18 protein-coding genes and 2 tRNA genes are annotated in these 20,501 nt (G+C 64.2%); 14 read left to right on the forward strand and 6 right to left on the reverse strand.

The window, feature by feature from the left end:
• Positions 1 to 4: 4 nt before the first annotated feature.
• On the reverse strand, positions 5 to 934 hold the full coding sequence (locus tag ACGTN6_RS00290) for an alpha/beta fold hydrolase (protein ID WP_394589243.1): 930 nt from the start codon (positions 932 to 934) through the stop codon (positions 5 to 7).
• A 166-nt stretch (positions 935 to 1,100) separates the two neighbouring features.
• Between ACGTN6_RS00290 and ACGTN6_RS00295 the strand changes: the two genes are divergently transcribed.
• The 4 genes from ACGTN6_RS00295 (at position 1,101) to ACGTN6_RS00310 (ending at position 7,986) form a co-directional block, all read left to right on the forward strand.
• Positions 1,101 to 2,558 (forward strand): TolC family outer membrane protein, encoded by a 1,458-nt coding sequence (locus tag ACGTN6_RS00295; protein ID WP_394589244.1) that lies wholly within the window; start codon positions 1,101 to 1,103, stop codon positions 2,556 to 2,558.
• 95 nt (positions 2,559 to 2,653) lie between these two features.
• The gene (locus ACGTN6_RS00300) at positions 2,654 to 3,931 is read left to right on the forward strand and encodes an efflux RND transporter periplasmic adaptor subunit (protein WP_394589245.1); all 1,278 of its coding nucleotides are present in this window, start codon (positions 2,654 to 2,656) and stop codon (positions 3,929 to 3,931) included.
• On the forward strand, positions 3,928 to 7,110 hold the full coding sequence (locus tag ACGTN6_RS00305) for an efflux RND transporter permease subunit (protein WP_394589246.1): 3,183 nt from the start codon (positions 3,928 to 3,930) through the stop codon (positions 7,108 to 7,110). The genes ACGTN6_RS00300 and ACGTN6_RS00305 overlap by 4 nt, the downstream gene beginning before the upstream one ends.
• Positions 7,111 to 7,281: 171 nt before the next feature.
• Positions 7,282 to 7,986: a hypothetical protein gene (locus ACGTN6_RS00310; RefSeq protein WP_394589247.1), complete on the forward strand. Its 705-nt coding sequence runs from the start codon at positions 7,282 to 7,284 to the stop codon at positions 7,984 to 7,986.
• Here ACGTN6_RS00310 and ACGTN6_RS00315 read toward each other — a convergent pair.
• The gene (locus ACGTN6_RS00315) at positions 7,978 to 8,598 is read right to left on the reverse strand and encodes a TetR family transcriptional regulator (RefSeq protein WP_394589248.1); all 621 of its coding nucleotides are present in this window, start codon (positions 8,596 to 8,598) and stop codon (positions 7,978 to 7,980) included. The two genes, ACGTN6_RS00310 and ACGTN6_RS00315, sit on opposite strands and share 9 nt — an antisense overlap.
• Before the next feature lie 155 nt (positions 8,599 to 8,753).
• Between ACGTN6_RS00315 and ACGTN6_RS00320 the strand changes: the two genes are divergently transcribed.
• Complete coding sequence (locus ACGTN6_RS00320) at positions 8,754 to 9,785, forward strand: succinylglutamate desuccinylase/aspartoacylase family protein (RefSeq protein WP_183387640.1); 1,032 nt, start codon at positions 8,754 to 8,756, stop codon at positions 9,783 to 9,785.
• A gap of 1 nt (position 9,786) precedes the next feature.
• Here ACGTN6_RS00320 and dusA read toward each other — a convergent pair whose 3' ends face one another.
• A complete protein-coding gene (dusA, locus tag ACGTN6_RS00325) occupies positions 9,787 to 10,788 on the reverse strand; it encodes a tRNA dihydrouridine(20/20a) synthase DusA (RefSeq protein ID WP_394589249.1) in 1,002 nt (333 codons plus the stop codon).
• A 148-nt stretch (positions 10,789 to 10,936) separates the two neighbouring features.
• Between dusA and ACGTN6_RS00330 the strand changes: the two genes are divergently transcribed.
• The 3 genes from ACGTN6_RS00330 (at position 10,937) to ACGTN6_RS00340 (ending at position 12,186) form a co-directional block, all read left to right on the forward strand.
• Positions 10,937 to 11,176 (forward strand): hypothetical protein, encoded by a 240-nt coding sequence (locus tag ACGTN6_RS00330; protein WP_394589250.1) that lies wholly within the window; start codon positions 10,937 to 10,939, stop codon positions 11,174 to 11,176.
• Between the two features lie 35 nt (positions 11,177 to 11,211).
• The gene (locus ACGTN6_RS00335) at positions 11,212 to 11,535 is read left to right on the forward strand and encodes a TraR/DksA family transcriptional regulator (RefSeq protein ID WP_394589251.1); all 324 of its coding nucleotides are present in this window, start codon (positions 11,212 to 11,214) and stop codon (positions 11,533 to 11,535) included.
• Positions 11,536 to 11,598: 63 nt separating this feature from the next.
• Entirely contained in the window at positions 11,599 to 12,186 is a 588-nt protein-coding gene (locus ACGTN6_RS00340; protein WP_394589252.1) for a hypothetical protein, read from the forward strand.
• 13 nt (positions 12,187 to 12,199) lie between these two features.
• Here ACGTN6_RS00340 and ACGTN6_RS00345 read toward each other — a convergent pair whose 3' ends face one another.
• Together ACGTN6_RS00345 and ACGTN6_RS00350 are read right to left on the reverse strand one after the other, a co-directional pair.
• Positions 12,200 to 12,787 carry a helix-turn-helix domain-containing protein gene (locus ACGTN6_RS00345; RefSeq protein ID WP_394589253.1) on the reverse strand — a complete coding sequence of 196 codons (588 nt, stop codon included), beginning with the start codon at positions 12,785 to 12,787 and terminating at the stop codon, positions 12,200 to 12,202.
• 106 nt (positions 12,788 to 12,893) lie between these two features.
• Complete coding sequence (locus ACGTN6_RS00350; protein WP_394589254.1) at positions 12,894 to 13,634, reverse strand: SDR family NAD(P)-dependent oxidoreductase; 741 nt, start codon at positions 13,632 to 13,634, stop codon at positions 12,894 to 12,896.
• A 209-nt stretch (positions 13,635 to 13,843) separates the two neighbouring features.
• Here ACGTN6_RS00350 and gltX point away from each other — a divergent pair, with 209 nt between their 5' ends.
• The 3 genes from gltX (at position 13,844) to ACGTN6_RS00365 (ending at position 15,637) form a co-directional block, all read left to right on the forward strand.
• Entirely contained in the window at positions 13,844 to 15,322 is a 1,479-nt protein-coding gene (gltX, locus tag ACGTN6_RS00355; RefSeq protein ID WP_394589255.1) for a glutamate--tRNA ligase, read from the forward strand.
• A 140-nt stretch (positions 15,323 to 15,462) separates the two neighbouring features.
• Positions 15,463 to 15,538 (forward strand) — tRNA-Ala (locus tag ACGTN6_RS00360).
• 23 nt (positions 15,539 to 15,561) lie between these two features.
• Positions 15,562 to 15,637, forward strand: a tRNA-Glu gene (locus tag ACGTN6_RS00365).
• Between the two features lie 620 nt (positions 15,638 to 16,257).
• Here the strand turns inward: ACGTN6_RS00365 and gltA are convergent.
• On the reverse strand, positions 16,258 to 17,544 hold the full coding sequence (gltA, locus tag ACGTN6_RS00370) for a citrate synthase (protein WP_394589256.1): 1,287 nt from the start codon (positions 17,542 to 17,544) through the stop codon (positions 16,258 to 16,260).
• A gap of 454 nt (positions 17,545 to 17,998) precedes the next feature.
• Here gltA and sdhC point away from each other — a divergent pair, with 454 nt between their 5' ends.
• The 3 genes from sdhC to sdhA are packed head-to-tail and all read left to right on the forward strand — an operon-like array spanning position 17,999 to position 20,493.
• Positions 17,999 to 18,376 carry a succinate dehydrogenase, cytochrome b556 subunit gene (sdhC, locus tag ACGTN6_RS00375; RefSeq protein WP_394589257.1) on the forward strand — a complete coding sequence of 126 codons (378 nt, stop codon included), beginning with the start codon at positions 17,999 to 18,001 and terminating at the stop codon, positions 18,374 to 18,376.
• Positions 18,370 to 18,717 (forward strand): succinate dehydrogenase, hydrophobic membrane anchor protein, encoded by a 348-nt coding sequence (sdhD, locus tag ACGTN6_RS00380; RefSeq protein WP_394589258.1) that lies wholly within the window; start codon positions 18,370 to 18,372, stop codon positions 18,715 to 18,717. The genes sdhC and sdhD overlap by 7 nt, the downstream gene beginning before the upstream one ends.
• 3 nt (positions 18,718 to 18,720) lie before the next feature.
• Positions 18,721 to 20,493 (forward strand): succinate dehydrogenase flavoprotein subunit, encoded by a 1,773-nt coding sequence (gene sdhA, locus ACGTN6_RS00385; RefSeq protein ID WP_394589259.1) that lies wholly within the window; start codon positions 18,721 to 18,723, stop codon positions 20,491 to 20,493.
• Positions 20,494 to 20,501: the final 8 nt, after the last annotated feature.

The following is a 20,501-nucleotide window of genomic DNA, read 5'->3' on the forward strand; positions in this document are numbered from 1 at the left end:
GGCGTCAGCCCCGGGTCCTGCGGCGCAGCCAGGCCAGTCCGCGCCGCCAACAGGCCGCTCGGGGGCGCGGCGACGGCGCGCCAGCCGGCAGAGGGCGGGTCAGGAAGTCGGCGATGGGCGTGACCTGGTCGGGGTGGTCGAGCATCGGGGCGTGGCCGCAGCCGGGGGCCTCCAGGCGGACCAGCGTTGGTTGTTCGCGTTGCATGCGGTCTACGCTGTCGGCGCGCAGCAGCGGCGAGTCGGCGCCGCGCACCACCATGAGTGGGCAGCGGATGGCTCGCCAGTCGGCCCAGGTGTCTCGGGGCGTGTCGTGGACGAATTGCTCGCCGATGCGTGGATCATAGTGGTAGGTCCAGCCGCCGTCTGGGAGTCGGCGAGCGCTCTCGAGTGCCAGGCGTCGCCAGGTCGCCTCGTCCTGGATGCCGAAGCCAGCGTAATGTTGGCGCAGCTCCGCGGCGAGTTCGCTGAAACGTCCGAAGCGGTGCGGTACGCCGAAGTAGCTGGCCAGCGAGGCCAGGCCGTCCGGGTCCAGTTCCGGTCCGACGTCGTTGAGCACCAGACGCTCGATGCGCCCGGCGGTCTCCGGTTCGGCGGCCAGCAGCATGCCGAGCAGGCCGCCCATGGAGGTGCCGACCCAGGAAACGCGCTCGAGATGGAAGTGCTCCAGCACCGCTACTGCTATGGTCATGTAGTGCGAGTATAAGTAGTCATGGGAGGGATAGAGCGACCAGCTGGACAGGCCGCGCCCGGGGGTATCAGGGGCCAGGATTCGCCAGCCGGGCCCCAGGCAGCGGGCGAACTCGGCGAACTCGGCGAAATCGCCGCCGTGGCGTGCCAGGCCGTGCCAGGCGATCAGAGTGCGAGGTGCCTCGGGGTGCCAGATGCGCACGGCAACTTCCAGCTCCCTGACACGCACGAATATCAAGTCGTCCATGGGTCGCTATCCTGGTATGGGGTATGCTGCTTTGCAGCATAGTCGATTCTCCGGCATTCGAAGGACGGCGCGATAATTTTCACGCTAATTGCATGGATGATGATGGATTGACGTCACAAACATGCGACAATGAATGTATAGTCACTCTCGCAGAAGGAACTTGCCGATGAAGCCGTATCATCCGGTGCCGGTGGGGCGACGTGCCCTGTTGCCCTGCCTGCTGGTCGTGTCGCTGGCCAGTCAGGCGCAGGCCGCTGATCTGCTGACCATTACCCGCGATGCTATCGACAACAATGCCACTCTGGCCTCGGCACGTGCCCAGTATGGCAGCGTGGAAGCGGGCCGAGATGTCGAGCAGGGCGATCTGCTGCCGCAGCTCACGGCCAGCGGGCAGGTGGCGCACAACCGCCAGTACGAGAGCCAGCGTTCGTCTCTCGCCGCTGGCGGCGCGGGAAGCAGCGGCGAAAGCGATGACAGCTACAACAGCGCTGCGCTATCCCTGGAGGCCACCCAGGCATTGTTCGACGCTGCCAATAGTGCTGAGGTCGATCAGGCCGAGCGTCGAATCGACCAGCAGACCTACCAACTGGCCGCCACCGAGCAGCAGGTGTTGATCGACGTGGCGTCAGCCTACTTCGACATCCTGCGGGCCTACGAGATCCTCGAGGCTCGTCGTGCCCAGGAGCGCGCCATCGGGCGTCAGCTCGAGCAGGCTCAGGAGCAGTTCGACGTCGGCCTGATCGCTATCACCGAGGTAGAAGAGGCTCGGGCCAGCTATGACCAGTCCCGAGCCGAGCGGATCGCCGCCGAGAGCGATCTGCAGGTCAGCTTCGAAGCCTTGGAGCGCTTGACCGGAGAGCGCTACGAGAGCATCGATGCCCTCCAGGAAACCATGCCGGTCACGCCGCCCGAGCCGTCCGACCGCGATTCCTGGGTCGATCTGGCAATGGATAACAGCCCCCTGGTGCTGGCCAGCCAAGCCGGGGTCGAGGTATCGCGCAGCGGCGTGGACATCTCTCAGGCCCAGCGGCTGCCGGTGGTTCAGGCCTTCGCCAACTACGACTATGCCGATGCCGACCAGGATGGCATCGAGGGGCACTCGTCCTCCAGCCAGGTCGGGGTGGGCGTGAGCCTGCCGCTTTACACCGGCGGGCGAACCAGCGCCGGCATTCGCCAGTCCACCTATTCCCTCGAAGCCAGCCAGTACGATTTCGAGGACCAGCGCCGCCAGACCATCCAGCAGGTGCGTTCGTTGTACACCCAGGTCAGTAACGACGTGGCTACGGTGGAGGCCCGGGCCCAGGCCATCGTTTCCAACCAGAGTGCGCTGGACGCTACGCGCGCCGGCTATGAGGTGGGTACCCGCAACATCGTCGACGTGCTCAACGCCGAGCAGAGTCTCTACGACGCCATTGCCGACCATGCCGATGCGCGCTTCAGCTATGTGATCGACCTGCTTACCCTGCGTCAGCAGTCGGGCACCCTCAATGTCGAGGCCATCGAGTCGATCAATGACTGGCTGGCGGACGACCAGAGTGTCTATCTGACGCTTCCCGATGCGCGGGAGGGCGGCCGCTATGATGAGGCAATGGACATTGGCGCTCCGCCACAGCCCGAGTCGTGATTTTTCTTACGTACAGACGCGAATGTATGTTTAGATTCGCGGCTGTCGATCGATAACCCGCTTCGACGTTCGATCCCTTAACGAGATTGCCAGGCATGAAAATGACCCTACAACGCAGCCGCGCCGGGCTGCTGGCGCTGGCGGCGGGCCTGTTGCTGTCCGCCTGTGGCCAGGACGAGGCCTCCCAGCAGCAGGCCGCGGCGCAAGGCGGCCAGGCGCCGCCGCAACCCAAGCCGGTGGCGACGCTGGCGCGTCAGAACATCCCGCTGGACAAATCCTATCCGGCCAAGCTTCGCAGCGAGACCGAGGTGACCCTGGTGGCCCGGGTCACCGGCTTCCTCGAGGCACGCCACTTCGCACCCGGCGATATCGTGGAAGAGGGCGAGAGCCTCTATGCCATCGAGCCGGATCTCTACCAGGCCACCGTGGCCCAGCGCGAGGCCGACCTGGAGAGTGCCAAGGCGGAGCTGGCACGGGCCGGTCGCGATGCCAATCGCTTCCAGCAGCTGTTGAGCCAGAACTCGGTGAGTCGCCAGCAGGTCGACCAGGCTCAGGCCGACCTCAACGTGGCCCGAGCCAGCGTTGCCCAGGCCGAGGCCGCCCTGGCCAGCGCGCGTATCGACCTGGGTTATGCCGATGTCACCGCGCCGGTGAGCGGGGCCATCGGCCTCAGCCAGGTCAATGTGGGCAACCTGGTCAGCTCCGGCACCGAACTGGCCACCATTACGCCGCTGGATCCCCTTGAGGTGCGCTTCCAGTTGCCCCAGCAGGATGCCTTTGCGCTGCGCCGTCAGCTCGGCGATGCGTCGTCGCTTGGCGATATCGGCGCGAGCCTTGAATTGCCGGCGGGCGAGGGGAGCCTCGAGGGCCATCTGGACTTCCTGGGCTCGCGCGTGGATGAGGCCACCAGTACCGTCCAGGCCAAGGCGACCTTCTCCAATCCCGAAGGGCGCGTGCTGCCGGGGCAGTTCGTGCGCGTGAGGCTGGAAGGCCTCAAGCGCTTCGAGGTGCTGGCGGTACCCGAGATCGCCCTGAGCCAGGGGCTGATGGGCCCTCAGGTATTCGTGCTCGACGAGGACGATGTGGCGAGGGCCCGGCCGGTGGAACTGGGTGAGCTGGCCGGACCCTGGCAGATCCTGAACGGTGGCGTCGAGCCGGGCGAGCGTGTGGTGGTGGGCGATCCGGCCGGGCTCAAGCCGGGCACGCCGATCCAAGCCCAGCCCTTCGACGGCGATGCCGCCGCGCTGATCGCCCAGGCGGATGCGGCGCAGGCTGCAGGCCAGGGCCAAGCTCAGGACCAGCAGGGGCAGGGAGATAACGGTGCGGCCGCCGCCGAGCAGGCCGCGCCGGCCGAAGAGGATGCGGCGGAATGAATTTCTCCAATTTCTTCATCAAGCGACCGATTTTCGCCTCGGTGCTGGCGATCATCCTGACGGTGATCGGGTTGATGAGCATGCGGGTGCTGCCCATCGAGCAGTACCCCAGCGTGGTGCCGCCCACGGTTTCGGTCAACGCCACCTTCCCCGGGGCCGACGCCGAGACCGTGGCCCAGACGGTGGCCGCGCCACTGGCGGAGGCCATCAACGGCGTCGAGGACATGCTCTACATGACCTCGACCAGCGCCGACAACGGTTCGATGAGTCTCTCGGTGTCCTTCAACATCGGCACCGACGGCGACATCAACACCATCAACGTCAACAACCGGGTGCAGGGGGCGCTGTCCCAGCTGCCCGAGGCGGTGCAGGACCAGGGCGTGACGGTGGAGCTGCGTTCCAGCTCGATTCTGATGCTGGTGTCGTTGATCTCGCCGCAGGGCGACTATGGCAAGGTCTACATGCAGAACTATGCCACCCTCAACATTCTCGACGAGCTGCGCCAAGTACCGGGCGTCGGCGAGGCCGAGGTGCTGGGGGGCGGTGACTTCGCCATGCGGATCTGGATGGATCCGGACAAGCTGGCACAGTACGACCTGACGCCCTCCGAGGTGGCCAGCGCAATCCGGGCCCAGAATACCGAGGTGCCGGCGGGCAGCCTGGCGGCCACGCCGCAGTCGGAGCCGCGTGCCTTCACCTACACCATCACCGCCGGCGGGCGCCTGACCAATGTCGACGATTTCCGGGACATCTTCCTGCGCACCAATCCCGACGGTTCGGCACTGCGCCTGGACGACGTGGCACGCATCGAGCTTGGAGCTTCCTTCTACGGTGTCGATGCGCGGTTGAACGGCGGCACCATGACGCCGATCCTCATCAATCAGCAGCCGGGTGCCAATGCCCTGGAGACCGCCCGCGGTGTCCAGGCAACGATGGACGAGCTGGCCTCTCGCTTCCCGCCGGGGCTCGAGTACGTGGTGCCCTACGACACCACCCAGTTCATCGACGCCTCCGTGGAGACGGTGTTGCACACCTTCATCGAGGCGTTCCTGATCGTTGGCGTCATCCTGTTCATCTTCCTGCAGAACTGGCGTTTCACGGTGATCGCCATGTCGGTGGTGCCGGTCTCGGTGCTGGCCACCTTTGCCGGCTTTTACGCCTTCGGCTTCTCGATCAACCTGCTGACCCTGTTCGCGCTGGTGCTGTCGATCGGCATCGTGGTGGACGACGCTATCCTGGTGGTGGAGAACGTCGAGCGGGTGCTCAGCGAGGATGAGGAGATCACCGTCCTGCAGGCCACCGTGCGGGCCATGAAGGAAGTCGGAGGGCCGGTCATCGCCACTTCGCTGATCATGGCGGCGGTGTTCGTGCCGGTGGCGTTCTTGGGCGGCTTCAGCGGTCAGATCTATCAGCAGTTCGCGTTGACCATCGCCGTGTCGGTGGCCTTCTCGGCACTGATGGCGCTGACCTTCACTCCGGCGCTGTCGGCGATCTTCATCAAGCATGACTTGCATCGCAAGGAATCGGCCTTCCTGCGGGCGGTGCGTACGCCGCTGAGGCTCTTCGATCGCCTGTTCGCCGGGATCACTGCCGTCTACATGTCGGTGGTGAAGGTGCTGGTGCGCTTCTGGGGGCTGGCACTATTGCTTACTGCCCTGGTAGGGGCGGGCTCTTGGTGGCTCTATCAGAGCACGCCCTCGACGCTGGTGCCGGAGACTGACCAGGGTATCGTGCTGGCGGCCGTGCAGCTGCCGGACTCTGCCTCGCTGGCCCGGACCAACGAGTACATGGCCCAACTGAGTGCGGGCATCGAGGAGATCCCGGGGGTGAAATACTCCACCGCGGTGGCAGGCTACGACATGCTGACCAGTTCGGTGAACACCGCCCGCGGGATCATCTTCGTCAACATGGACCCCTGGGACGAGCGTGATCTTACCGCCACGCAGTTGATTGGCAAGATCATGGGGCTCGGCGCCCAGACGCCGGGCGGGTCGGCCATCGCCTTCAACATGCCGCCGATCATCGGGCTGTCGACCACCGGCGGCTTTACCGGCTACCTGCAGTCCTACGAAGGGGCGTCGCCTCAGGAGCTCTATCAGGCCTCTCTGAAGGTCATGCAGGCCGCCGGCCAGAACCCGGTGCTGCAGCAGGTGTTCACGACCTTCAACGTCAACGTGCCGTCCTTCCGCGCCGAGATCGATCGGCAGAAGGCGCTGAGCTACGGCGTGTCGCTGGAGGCGCTGAATTCGACCCTGGGCAATACCTTCGGCAACGGCTTCGTCAACTACTTCAGCTATCAGGGCCGCAACTTCCAGGTCTATCTGCAGAATGAGGATAAGTTCCGCAAGACACCGGATGACATCTCCAGCGTCTACGTGCGCGGTGGCGACGGTGAGCGTATTCCGCTGTCCGAGTTCGTGACCCTCAAGCGCCAGACGGCTCCGGCCGTGGTGACTCGCTTCGGCGTCTATCCCGGTGCGCAGTTCCAGGGCGGGCCGGCGCCGGGCTACAGCTCCAGCCAGGCCATTGCCGCCATGGACCAGATCGTCAGCGAGACGCTCGGCGAGGGTTGGGGCATGGGCTGGACCGGTACCGCCTACCAGGAGAGCCAGGCGGGCAGCGCCGCGACCTTGGCCATCGTCTTTGGTCTGCTGATGGTGTTCCTGATCCTTGCGGCCCAGTACGAAAGCTGGTCGCTGCCACTGGCGGTGTTGACGGCGACGCCGTTCGCCTTCCTCGGGGGTATCGGCGGTATCGCCCTGCGCGGGCTGGACACCAGCGTCTACGTGCAGATCGGCATGTTGGTGGTGGTCGGCCTGGCGGCCAAGAACGCCATTCTGATCGTCGAGTTCGCCGAGCTGCAGCGGCGCGAGATGGGCAAGACCATCCGTGAAGCGGCCATCACGGCGGCGGAGCTGCGCTTCCGACCGATCGTCATGACCTCGCTGGCGTTCATCTTCGGCACTCTGCCGCTGGCGATGGCTACCGGGGCGAGTGACACCAGCAGTCACCACATCGGTACCACGGTGGCAATGGGCATGGCCTCGGTAGCGGTGCTCGGCAGTCTGTTCGTGCCGACCTTCTATGCGCTGATCGCCAGGATCACCGACTGGTTGAAGCGCAAGACGCGCGGCGACCAGGCGACGGAGCGTCCGGCACTGGAGCAGGACGTGACCTGATCACGTCCGTGGCTTGACCGACGGGCATCGTCTCCTCAGAGGCGGTGCCCGTTTTCGTTGCCAGGGTTGATATGCGACCAAAGTGGCGGCGCTTTCACGGATCACTCGGCTACGCTGAAGGCAAAGCCACGGAACGCTTTGCCGGCTAACGGGCCGGCCCAAGGAGCCGCCATGAACGCCACTGTCTCGCTTGCCCTGAGTTTCCCCCTGATCGTCTTCACGGTGCTGCTGGCACTATTGGCCGTATATTGGTTGCTGGTGATGCTGCGGCTGGCGCCGACCGAACTGTTCGAGCACGACAGCCTGCGCGATGACAATCTGGCCAGCGCCCTGGTGTCGTTGGGATTCGCCGGCGTCCCGGCCTCGGTGGCATTGAGCTCGCTGGTGGTGCTGGCCGCGGCACTGACCCTGGTCGTCGAGCTGGCGGTGCTGCAGTGGCTACCGCTGGGATTCTTCCGCATTCCCGTCGGGGTGGGGGTCATCTGGGCCGCTTTCGCGCTGGCCTCGCCGCTGGCGGCCGGCCTCTGTCGCCGGCTGCACCGGCGTCTGCACTGCCACCCGAACCTATCGCGCCGCTGCCTGCTCGGCGAGCGGGTGCGGGTCACCCGAGTGGATGATGAGGCGGCGACCGCCGTGCTGGATGACGACCCCGGTCGCGAGGTCAAGCTGCTGGGCAAGGCGGGCAACCTGCCGCAGGCAGGCGAGACGCGCATCCTGGTCAAGTATCTGGCGGGGCAGGAGGCCTACCGGTCGGTGCCGGAGCAGGATTACCTGGATGCGCGCACGCGGCTGATGCGCCTGCATTTGCTGGAGCGCCACGCGCGCTCCGACCACCAGGGGCATGGCGGCCACAACGGCTCGACGCCTTCAGGATGAGGCATTGTCTCGGCCGAGCAGGCGCAGCTGGGCGTCGACCAGTTGCGAACCTCGCTCGAGGAGGGAAAAAGCCTCGCTGTCACGCAGCCAGTCGTGAAAGAGGCCACTCAGTACCGCCTGCAGGAGCTGGGTGGCCAATTCGGGGCTGACGTCGTCGCGCAGCAGGCCCTGGTCGCGGGCGGCGGTGAAGTAGCCAAGCAGGGCGTCCAGGCACTCGCCGGCCATCTCGGCCTGCATGGCCTGAGGGTCGATGTCGCTGAAGAACTCACAGCGGTGCAGCAAGATGGCGTGGACCCGACGGTGCTGCGGCTGTTCCAGGCGCTTGAAGCCCTGTCGACAGCCTAGCCGCATGGTATCCAGCGGGGTGGCATCGCCGATATCAGTTTCTCCTACCAGCTCCTCGAACGGCATGCGGACACGATCGAGCATGGCGCGGAAGAGATCGGCCTTGTTGCGGAAGTGCCAATAGACGGCGCCACGAGTCATGCCGGCGTGGCGGGCGATCTGCTCCAGCGAGGTGCGAGCGACGCCCTTGTCGAAGAATACCTCTTCGGCGGCATCCAGCAGGGCGACTCGGGTGGCTTCGGCTTCGGCCTTGGTGCGTCTGGCCATGGTGGTGATCGACTCCGGTAGGGTGCGACTCCATTCTACCTAAGCGACGCGCCGCTTTACATTCATGAGTGAATGCATGCTCGTTCGGGATGCCTTGTGATGCGCTGGGGGATGCGGGAATATGCGTGACTACCGTTTCCTGCAGGAGGTTGCCCATGGCTCGTGCCCCTTTCGAACTCGCCGGCGTGCGTGTGGCCCCGGGGTCACGTAGCCAGATCGATGTGCCGGTGGCTCGGCTCTACACGCATGCGCCTCTGCATATCCCGGTGGAGGTGGTCCACGGACGTCAGCCGGGACCGGTGATCCTGGTCTGTGGCGGCATTCACGGCGACGAGATCAACGGCGTCGAGATCGTCCGCCGGCTCCTGCGCTCGCGGCAGATTCAGCGGTTGCGGGGCACCCTGATCGCGGTGCCCATCGTCAATGTCTTCGGCTTCGTCCAGCACAGCCGCTACCTGCCCGATCGGCGTGACCTGAACCGCTGCTTTCCGGGCAGCGAGTCGGGGTCGCTGGGCAGTCGCGTGGCGGCGCTGTTCCGTCAGCAGATCGTCGATCAGGCCACCCATGTCATCGACCTGCATACCGGTGCGTTGCATCGTACCAACCTGCCGCAGATCCGGGCCCAGCTGCGCCCCGGCAGCGAGACCGAGCGCATGGCCGATGCCTTCGGGGCCCCGGTGATCCTCAATGCGGACCTGCGCGAAGGTAGCCTGCGCCACTATGCCGAGACGCACGACATCCCGGTGCTGACCTACGAGGCCGGTGAGGCGTTGCGCTTCGATGAGTGGGCGATTACGCCTGGGGTGCGCGGTGTGCTGCGCGTGATGCGCCGGCTGGGCATGCTGAGCGGCGAGCATCGCCGCCGTTCGCCGCCTGCCGCTGAGGTGGCCAACGGCTCGAGCTGGGCGAGGGCGCCCATCGACGGCATCCTCCGGCCGCAGGTACGGCTGGGGGCCCGTGTGGCCCAGGGGGAACTGCTGGGGCGGGTTGCCGATCCCTTCGGTAACGCCGAAGGTGAGGTGCGAGCCGTGGCCGACGGGATCGTTATCGGCATGAGTCGGCTACCGTTGGCCAACGAGGGCGAGGCACTGTTCCACATCGCCCGCTTCGATGCCATCGAGGAGGCTGAAAATGCCGTCGAGAGCTTCCAGTCGACCCTCGAACCACCGCCTGATCCGCTGTACTGAGTCAGCCGACCAGGGCCTGATCCAGTGCCGGCTCGGGGACCAGGCCCAGGGCATCGTCGAATACCGCTAGGCCAGCGCCCGGCCGGTGGGCATTCTCCGACAGGTGGCGACGGAACTTGCGCCCGCCGGGACAGCCCTGGAAGAGGCCGAGCAGGTGGCGGGTGAGGTGATTGAGCTTGGCGCCTTCTTCGAGGCGTCGGGCCATGTAGGGACGCAGGGCTTCGGCGGCGGCGTGGCGGTTCGCCGCCGGGCCGGGCTCACCGTAAAGTCGTTGGTCCACCTCGGCCAGCAGCCAGGGATTCTGGTAGGCCTCGCGGCCGATCATAACGCTATCGACGTGCTCGAGCTGTGCCTGACACTCGCTCAGGGTCTTGATCCCACCGTTGATGCCGATATGCAGCTCTGGACGGCTAGCCTTCAGCCGGTGGACGCGCGGATAGTTGAGCGGCGGAATATCGCGGTTCTCCTTGGGAGAGAGCCCCTCGAGCCAGGCCTTGCGCGCGTGGACGATGAATACCTCGCAGCCGGCATCGGCCACCCGCTCGATGAAGTGGGCCAGATCGGCATCCTCATCCTGGTCGTCGATGCCGATACGACACTTCACGGTGACAGGGATTGATACTGCCTCGCGCATGGCCGCTACCGCCGCGGCCACCTTTTCCGGGTGGGCCATCAGGCAGGCGCCGATCAGGTTGTTCTGGACGCGGTCGCTGGGGCAGCCAACGTTGAGGTTGACCTCGTCATAGCCCCATTGCTCGGCGATTGCGGCACACTCCGCCAACTCGCCGGCGTCGCTGCCGCCCAACTGCAGGGCCAACGGGTGCTCGACGGCATCGTAGCCGAGGAAACGCTCCCGCGGACTGCCATGGAGAATGGCGCCGGTGGTCACCATCTCGGTATAGAGCAGGGCGCGTCGGGTCAGTGTCCGCGCGAAGGCGCGGTAGTCCCGGGTCGTCCAATCCATCATCGGGGCGACTGAGAAGGTGCGGTCGAGGTCGGTCATCGGTATCACGGAGGTCGGGCGGAGTGGCGCGTATTCTAACAGCCTCGGAGTCGGTTGCGAGTGGGCTATCAGCGTGAATCGTGTCGCTGACGATCTCGTCCATACTGCAGGGAGTACCGCAATGGCGGAGTGAGCAGGAGAGCAGCCAATGGACGCGCATGATCTCGACGACACACAACGCGAGCTGCTGGCTCGGGTGCTGCAGCATGGCGGCGTGTTGGGCGCGCCTTTCGGTCATGCCGGTGAGGATTCGCACGAGCCTCTGATCCTGGACGATATTGCGGCCCTGGAAGCAGCTGGCTTGATCAAGGTCGAACGCGATGACGAGAGGTGCGTACGTCGGATCGAGCTGACGACGTCCGGGTATCGTGCCCTGGAAGTTGGCTAGGAACGGTAGGCCAGGAGATGAAAGGAGAGATGGCGATGAGCGACGATCGCAAGGTCGAACTGGAACGGCTCCGGGATGAGCTCAAGGAGCGCCTGGAGCACTATCGGGCCCATCGTCAGCATCTGGGCGGTCCGGTGGACAAGGACATGGAGGATCAGTCCTTGGAGACACGCGATGACGAGGTGGTGGCGTCGCTGGAAGCGGAAGCCGAGGATGAACTGGCCCAGGTGCGCCATGCCTTGGCACGGATTCGCGAGGGCAGGGGAGAGATCTGCGAACGGTGCGGTGACGTGATCGATGCGGGGCGGCTGGCCGCGGTGCCGCATGCCACGCTATGCCGGGAGTGTCGCGGTGACTGAAGGGCGCGAGTCCGTTGCTGTGATGGTAGGCTGGCGAGGCATCCCAGGGCATGGAGGACAGGCATGAGGGCATGGCGTCGCGGCATTCTGTGGATCGTTCTGGTGGCGTTGCTGTCCGGATGCGGCAGCAGCGAGGAGGACTCGCCGCCGCCCGACGAGAGGATCGGCGGCGTGGCTCAACCAGAGTCGGCCGCCGAAACTACGCCTACCGCCGAGGTTCCCCCCTTCGATGCCGTCGTGGTCATCGAGGTATCGGCCCGTCTACGTAGCGATCGTCGGCTGGTGGTGGAGGGCACCACCAATCTGCCGGATGACACCCGCCTTCAGGTGTTGGTGGAGCGAGAAGTCAGCGGTGTGCGTTGGCAGGAGCGAACCACCGTCTTGGCCGGGGCTTTCTCCGCTGGGCCCTTTGGCCCCGGGAGCGGTCTGCCCGACGGAGATTATCGCATCACTGTGAACATGCCACCCGCCCAGGTTCAGCCGCCAAGGGTTCGGGCGCGGTTGGGTGAGCAGGGGGAGAACCTGCGGGGCCCTCTGGTCGAGGCATCGCGTCATGGGCTGGGGCAGGTGGTCAGTGCCACTCAGCGTTTCCTGGTGGGCACTCGGACGCGACATACCACCGACCAGGTCGAGGTCATGGAATTGGACTGAACATGCAGGGCGTTCACAGTGCTTCGTGACGCCACAGCGAGACGATCTTGCCCAGCAATCGGCAGTCCGGGGTGTAGGGCGCGGGGCTGCCATCGTCCTGGCGTTGGAAGGTCAGGGCACCCTTGGCATCCTGCTGTACCCGTCGCAGTGCCAGGCGGCCGGCTTCTTCAATTAGGTAGAGGCCGGGTTGCCGAAATATCTCGGTAGGGGCAATGGCCGCCAGATCGCCGGCGCCGAGATAATCGAAGCATTCTCCCGGGGCCGGTGTGACCAGGTGGCAGTCTCCATCCCAGCGCTGCCCCGGGGTGAGCTCGATGGGCAGTTCGATGCCCTTGGCATCGGGTGTCGTCCAGGGAGGCGAAGCATCAGCCTTCAAGAACAGCGGTGAAGGACGCGTACCCTCGTCATCGAGCAGGGCAGACAGTGGACAGTTGAGGGCGGCGGCCAGGGCGACCAGGCGCTCATGGCCGATCTGTTTGATGGCCCCGGACTCCCAATACGAAATGGTGACGTCCGAGACGCCGACCCGGCGGGCGAGGGCGGCCTTGTTGAGTTTGGCCTCCAGCCGGAGATGCTTGATCCGAGGGCCGAGTGTTTCCATTAACGTCGTCCTGTCTGAGGTCGTCTAGAAGGATGGAATGGTCCGTTATTGCTCTAGACTGTGCAATAGCGCGCATCAACGTTATGACCGCGGTCTCGAGACTTTATCACCATGGAATGGGGACATCGTTCCAGTCCAGGAAGCCGCCGCTGTCCGCAGGCCGTCGTTCTCCCAGTACGATCAGTAAACGCTCGGCGACGAAGGTCGGCGAGAATAGCTTGCCCTCGGGAACTCTGGCTTGAAAGGGAGCCGACAGGGCGGTGTCGGTGGTGCCGGGATGCAGGCAGATCACCACGGCGTTGGGATTGAGGCGGCGGAGCTCGACAGCGGCGGTCTTCATCAACATGTTATGGGCGGCCTTGCTGGCGCGGTAGGCGTACCAGCCGCCGAGCCGGTTGTCGCCGATCGAGCCGACCCGGGCCGATAGGCTGCCGATCAGCACCGGGTGATGGCCCTTGAGCGCGGGCTCCAGCGTCTGGAGCAGCAGTGCCGGAGTCGTGGCGTTGACGTGAAACAAGCGGGCTAGGGCGTCGCCATCGAGCTCGCCCAGTTTCTTTTCCGGGAAGATACCGCTCGCCTCGTCGTGCAACAGGCCGAGGGTGTTGATCACCAGGTGCAGCGGCCGGTCGGGGAGGGCGTTGCTGAGTGCCTCCAACCCCTCAGGCTCGGTCAGGTCCAGGGGCAGAGCGCTCAGTCGTGGGTCATCTCGTCGCACCTCATTCCGGCTGACGGCATACAGGCGCCCAAGCCTGGGGGTGGCCAGCAGTGCATCGACCAGGGCCGAGCCGATCCCGCCTGAGGCTCCGGCCACCAGGGCGTTGAAGTCATTCGGCAGTTGAGCAAGCATCGCTGTCGTGCCTTTGCTGAGGGTGTGCTGTGGACCGCCTGGGGCGTCAATGATTCCATACCACGGCTGCTGCCTTGGCGCGAGGTGCGTATAATGCGTCCATCCGCCCTGGTCAGGTGCCTGTCCCATCGAGCGAGCGTCTCGGCCTTTTCGTGCCGCGCTGGCGACAGCGCCCAGGGCCTCATTCTCTCGACTGGACCAAGGACGACATGACCGTACGTACTCGTATCGCGCCGTCTCCCACCGGTGATCCCCATGTGGGCACCGCTTATATCGCTTTGTTCAATCTGTGCTTCGCTCGTCAACACGGCGGTGAGTTCATTCTGCGTATCGAGGACACCGACCGGGTACGTTCGACCGCGGAGTCCGAGCAGATGATTCTCGATTCCCTGCGCTGGCTCGGCCTGGAGTGGGATGAGGGCCCCGATGTGGGCGGTCCGCACGGCCCCTACCGGCAGAGCGAGCGCGGCGATATCTACGCCGAGCATGCGCGCAAGCTGATCGAGTCCGGTCATGCCTTCAAGTGCTACCGCACTAGCGAGGAGCTCGACAAACTGCGCGAAACGCGCAAGGCTGCCGGACTGCATCTGGCGCTGAAGCCGGCCGATCTGGCGCTGCCCGAGGAAGAGGTTGCACGCCGTGAGCGTGAGGGCTGGCCCTACGTGGTGCGCATGCAGGTACCGGCCAGCGGGACCTGCGTGGTCGAGGACATGCTGCGCGGGACCATCGAGGTCGACTGGGCTCAGGTGGACGCGCAGATCCTGCTCAAGTCGGACGGCATGCCGACCTATCACCTGGCCAACGTGGTCGATGACCATCTGATGGGCATCACCCATGTGCTGCGCGGCGAGGAGTGGATCAACTCCGCGCCCAAGCATCAGCTTCTATATGAATACTTCGGCTGGCCGATGCCGGCGCTGTGCCATATGCCGCTTCTGCGCAACCCGGACAAGTCGAAGCTCTCCAAGCGCAAGAATCCGACCTCGATCAACTACTACCGGCGCATGGGGTTCCTGCCGCAGGCGGTGACCAACTACCTGGGGCGCATGGGGTGGTCGATGCCGGACGAGCGGGAAAAATTCACCCTCGACGAGATGATGAGCCACTTCGACGTGCAGCGGGTCTCGCTGGGCGGGCCGGTGTTCGACCTGCAGAAGCTGAGCTGGCTCAATGGTCTCTACATTCGCGAGGATCTGGACGACGATGCTTTCCTCACGGCGCTTCGCGACTGGGCTTTCAACGAGGACTATGTCCGCCAGATCCTTCCCCAGATCCGTCCGCGGGTGGAGACGCTGTCCGATGTCATGCCTCTGGCGGGCCACTTCTTCTCCGGCATGCCGGCGATCGAGGAAGGCGACTTCGATGCGGTCAAGCTGGGCCGCGAAGACTTGGTGAAGCTGCTGCAGTTTCTGACGTGGCGCCTCGAGACGGTGCCGACCTGGCACAAGGAAGCCCTGCTCGACGAGGTCAAGGCGCTGGCTGCACACTTCGAGCTCAAGATGAAGGACTTCCTGGCGCCGGTGTTCATTGCCATCACCGGTTCGGCGTCCAGCACCTCGGTGATGGACGCCATGGCGATCCTCGGCTCCGACATGACCCGCGCGCGCCTGCGCCATGCCATCGCGGTGCTGGGTGGCGTGTCCAAGAAGCAGGCCAAGCGGTTCGAGAAGGAATACCGGGAGCTGTAAGACGCGGCTGCGCCGCTTGAAGAAGGAGACGGGGCGGCCGCGGCCCCAGTCTTCCCACTTCCTCCTTCGCTCTTCTCTTCGAAAAAGTGTTGACGAACCCCGGGCGAATCAGTACTATACGTCCCGTCTTCACGAGATGCGGGGCCTTAGCTCAGCTGGGAGAGCGCAACACTGGCAGTGTTGAGGTCAGCGGTTCGATCCCGCTAGGCTCCACCACCTTCTCGATTCGAAGATGCAGCGTCCCATTCGTCTAGTGGTCTAGGACACCGCCCTTTCACGGCGGTAACAGGGGTTCGAACCCCCTATGGGACGCCATCCTTTCCTGTATATCCGGACGCCGATGGCGTCTTTTTTTTGTGTTCGCCGCGCGAGCTTCTGGCGCGCTGAGCATGCCGCATTCTCGTGCTTTTGTACCCAAGATAGGCCATCTCGGGCCTTGACTTGTCCACGTTGGCCGTTCCTTCCCCGCGTTCTGTGCACAGGCTCGCTTCCTAGCCCCGTGGTTATGGGGTTCGTTGATTAGTTCTTTAAAATCAATGAGTTGTATTAGATCAAAAATTGATCAATCTGAGTGCGACCCGCTGTCCATGGCGATTTGAGGCGTTTCTCTAGGGGTTTTGAACAGGGTTATCCACAGAATGTGTGGAAAACGCTTCGGAATGAGGTCAGTGGGATGACAGTGGGGAATCGTCGGGCCCGATCGGCCGTCGATACGGTCCTCGGGGCTGCAGACAGGGTGGTAATGGGCAAGCCTGGGGGATCTGTCGCCCGAGCCCTGAAAGGCGCTCAGAAGGCTCTTCCAGGGGGGGGGGCGGTATAGGTTCGATGTGTCGGAGAGTGGTGGAAGGTGGGGGAGGTGGCAAGCAGCCAAGGCTCTCAACGACGAAGGCCGCCCGGTGGGCGGCCTTCGTCGTCGTGGGATCAATGACGCCGGTTCACTCGGCGGGATAGTCGCGCTGAGTGTGGCCCACGTAGAGCTGGCGCGGACGGCTGATCTTGTAGCTGTCGCTGATCATCTCGTGCCAGTGGGAGATCCAGCCGATGGTACGGGACACCGCGAAAATCACGGTGAACATGTTGGTCGGGATGCCCATGGCCTTGAGGATGATGCCGGAGTAGAAGTCGACGTTCGGGTACAGCTTGCGTTCGATGAAGTACTCGTCTTCCAAGGCAATCTGCTCCAGGCGCTTGGCGATCTTGAGCTGCGGATCGTCGGCCATGCCCAGCTGCTCCAGGACTTCGTCGCAGGTTTCCTTCATGACCTTGGCGCGCGGGTCGAAGTTGCGGTAGACGCGGTGGCCGAATCCCATCAGCTTGAACGGATCGTTCTTGTCCTTGGCCTTGTCGATGAAGCGCTGGATGTTCTCTTCGGAGTCGTCGCCGATCTCGTCCAGCATGTTGAGCACCGCCTCGTTGGCGCCGCCGTGAGCCGGTCCCCATAGGGCGGCAATGCCGGCGCTGATGCAGGCGAAGGGATTGGCACCGGTGGAGCCTGCCAGGCGCACCGTGGAGGTCGAGGCGTTCTGCTCGTGATCGGCATGGAGCATGAAGATGCGATCCATGGCCTTGGCGAACACCGGATTGATCTCGTAGTCCTCGCACGGGTTGCTGAACATCATGTAGAGGAAGTTCTCTGCATAGTTCAGGTCGTTGCGCGGGTAGTTGAAGGGCATGCCCACGTTGTACTTGTAGGACATGGCGGCGATGGTCGGCATCTTGGCGATCAGGCGGATGGCGCTGATCTCGCGATCTTCCTGCTTGGTGATGTCAAGGTGATCGTGATAGAACGCCGCCAGGCCACCGACCACGCCACACAGGATCGACATCGGGTGGGCGTCGCGACGGAAGCCTTTGAAGAAGTTGGCCAGCTGTTCGTGGACCATGGTGTGGCCGCGCACGCGTCCGGCGAAGTCCTTGTACTGGGCCTTGTCGGGCAGCTGACCGAACATCAGCAGGTAGCATAGCTCGACGAAGTCGGAGTGCTTGGCCAGCTGTTCGATGGGATAGCCGCGGTGTAGCAGCACCCCTTTGCCGCCATCGATGTAGGTGATGGCGGACTGGCAGGAGGAGGTTGCCATGAAGCCGGGGTCGTAGGTAAAGAGGCCTTCGGCGCCCAGGCTGCGGACATCGATCACATCCGGTCCTGCGCTCCCCGAGTAGACCGGCAGCTCGATCGGCTTGTCCAGACCTTCTACCGTCAACGTTGCTTTCCTGTCAGCCATAACTGGCCTCCTCTCGAGTTCATGGTGGCGCGATAATGCGTGATTTCGCAGAACTTGCCGGCGAAAAGGTTCGCCCACTATAGAAGCGTCTTCACGATTGTCAATTCATCGATCGCCACCCTTGCCTTGTGCATTCCTTGGATGAGGTACAGGGTTTGTAACAGAGTTGGTGCTTTGCACCATTTGCGTGCAAGATCCATCGGAGTGGTGGGGTTGTAGGTGATAACTTACGCCGTGGCGGTGTTTTTTTGCCCCTGAGTCGTTTGCCACCATGGTCGAGTCGGTGCGTGAGTCATTTGTCATGGTGTGGGCATAACCCTATAATCTTGTCGCGCGACTGGCAGGAAACGGTGATCGTGACATCGCGTCATGATCGAGTCCCTTCCCGAAACCACCGCCCGTGACGGGCCTCGCCCGAGCGCCTACTGCGGGCCAAGAGAGTGTGTAGAGAGCCGTGAATAGCAAACGACCCGTAAATCTGGATCTGTCCACGATACAGTTCCCCCTCCCCGCCTTGACGTCGATCGCCCACCGCATTACCGGCGTCATCCTCTTCATTGGTCTGATCTTCGGCTTCTGGGCCCTCGACGCCTCGTTGTCGTCTCCCGAAGGCTTTGTGGCGGTGCATGATGCCCTGGCCCACAACTTCCTGGCCAAGTTGATCGCCTGGGGATTGCTGTCTGCGCTGGCCTTTCACTTCGTGGCCGGCATCAAGCACCTGCTGATGGATATCGATATCGGCGTGACCCTCGAAGGCGGCGTCAAGAAGGCACAGATCACCGTGGTGGTGAGCGCAGTCCTGATCATTCTGGCTGGAGTCTGGGTATGGTAACCAACATCACGAATTTTGGGCGCAGCGGGCTGTCCGATTGGCTCGTGCAGCGCGTCTCGGCCATCATCCTGGCCCTCTACTCTCTCTTCATCGTCGGTTATCTGCTGTTTCACCCGGGGCTCGACTACGCGACCTGGAGCGGACTCTTCACTCAGACCTGGATGCGCATCTTCTCGCTGTTGGCTTTCGTGTCCCTGGCCGCCCATGCCTGGGTGGGGCTGTGGACCGTGACTACCGATTATCTCAAGCCGACCGGCATTCGCATCGCCGTCCAGACCGTCATCATCCTGGCCATCTTCGTGTTTCTGGTCTGGGGTATCCAAGTCCTGTGGGGAGCCTGATCCATGTCCAACATGCGTAGCCTGACCTTCGACGCCATCATCATCGGCGGTGGCGGTTCCGGCCTGCGGGCCGCCCTCGAGCTGGCCAAGTCCGGCAAGAAGACCGCCGTGCTGTCCAAGGTCTTCCCGACCCGCTCGCACACCGTTTCCGCCCAGGGCGGCATCACCTGCGCCATCGCCTCCTCCGATCCCGATGACGACTGGCGCTGGCACATGTACGACACCGTCAAGGGCGGCGACTACATCGCTGACCAGGATGCGGCGGAATACATGTGTTCCGAGGGGCCGAAGGCGGTCTTCGAGCTCGAGCACATGGGGTTGCCGTTCTCCCGCTTCGACAACGGCCGCATCTATCAGCGCCCGTTCGGCGGCCAGTCCAAGAACTTCGGCGAGGGCGGCCAGGCGGCCCGTACCTGTGCCGCTGCCGACCGTACCGGTCACGCCCTGCTGCACACGCTCTACCAGAACAACTTGAAGAACAATACCACTTTCCTGAACGAGTGGTACGCCATCGACTTGGTCAAGAACGCCAACGGTGATGTGGTGGGTTGCATTGCCATGGACATCGAGTCCGGCGAAGTGGTTCACGTCAAATCCAAGGCCACCGTGCTGGCCACCGGCGGCTCAGGTCGCATCTATGCCTCCACCACCAATGCCCTGATCAACACCGGCGATGGCATCGGCATGGCGCTGCGCGCCGGCTTCCCGATGCAGGACATGGAGATGTGGCAGTTCCACCCGACCGGCATCTATGGCGCCGGTACCCTGGTGACCGAGGGCTGCCGCGGCGAGGGTGGCTACCTGATCAACAAGGACGGCGAGCGCTTCATGGAGCGCTATGCGCCCAACGCCAAGGACCTGGCGGGCCGCGACGTGGTCGCACGCTCCATGGTCATGGAGATCCTCGAGGGTCGTGGCTGCGGCGAGAACGGCGACCACGTCTACCTCAAGCTCGACCATCTCGGCGAGGAAGTCCTCGGCAAGCGCCTGCCGGGCATCGTCGAGCTGTCCAAGACCTTCGCCCACGTGGACCCGGCCAAGGAGCCGATTCCGGTGGTGCCGACCTGCCACTACATGATGGGCGGCGTGCCGACCAACGTGCACGGCCAAGCGATCATGCAGGACCGCGACGGCAACGACCAGATCGTCAACGGCCTCTTCGCCGTGGGCGAGGCGGCCTGCGTGTCGGTCCACGGCGCCAACCGCCTGGGCGGCAACTCGCTGCTCGATCTGGTGGTGTTCGGCCGCGCCGCCGGCATGTTCATCGAGAGCGCGCTCAACGAGGGCGTCGAGTATCTGGCGGCCAGCGAATCCGATGTCGCCTCGGCCATGCAGCGCATCAACCGCTGGAACGAGTCCGAGAGCGGCGAGACCGTGCCCGAGCTCAAGCGCGAGCTGCAGGACATCATGCAGAACGCCTTCGGCGTCTTCCGCCAGGAGGACAACATGCAGAAGGGCGTCCAGCAGCTGGCCGAGCTGCGTGAGCGCATCGACAACGCTTACCTGCCGGACAAGTCCAGCACCTTCAACACCGCGCGCGTCGAGGCGCTGGAGCTCGACAACCTGATGGAGGTCGCCGAAGCCACCGCCATCGCCGCCCTGGAGCGCAAGGAGAGCCGTGGTGCCCACTCACGCTACGACTACCCGGATCGCGACGACGTCAATTGGCTGAAGCACTCCATGTACTTCCCGGCCGAGAAGCGCCTGGGCCAGCGTGATGTGAACTTCGCGCCCAAGACCGTCGACATGTTCGAACCGAAAGTCCGTACCTACTGAGGGGAGTC

The organism is Halomonas sp. B23F22_20 (assembly GCF_043496985.1).
In the GTDB taxonomy this organism is placed as follows: domain Bacteria; phylum Pseudomonadota; class Gammaproteobacteria; order Pseudomonadales; family Halomonadaceae; genus Halomonas.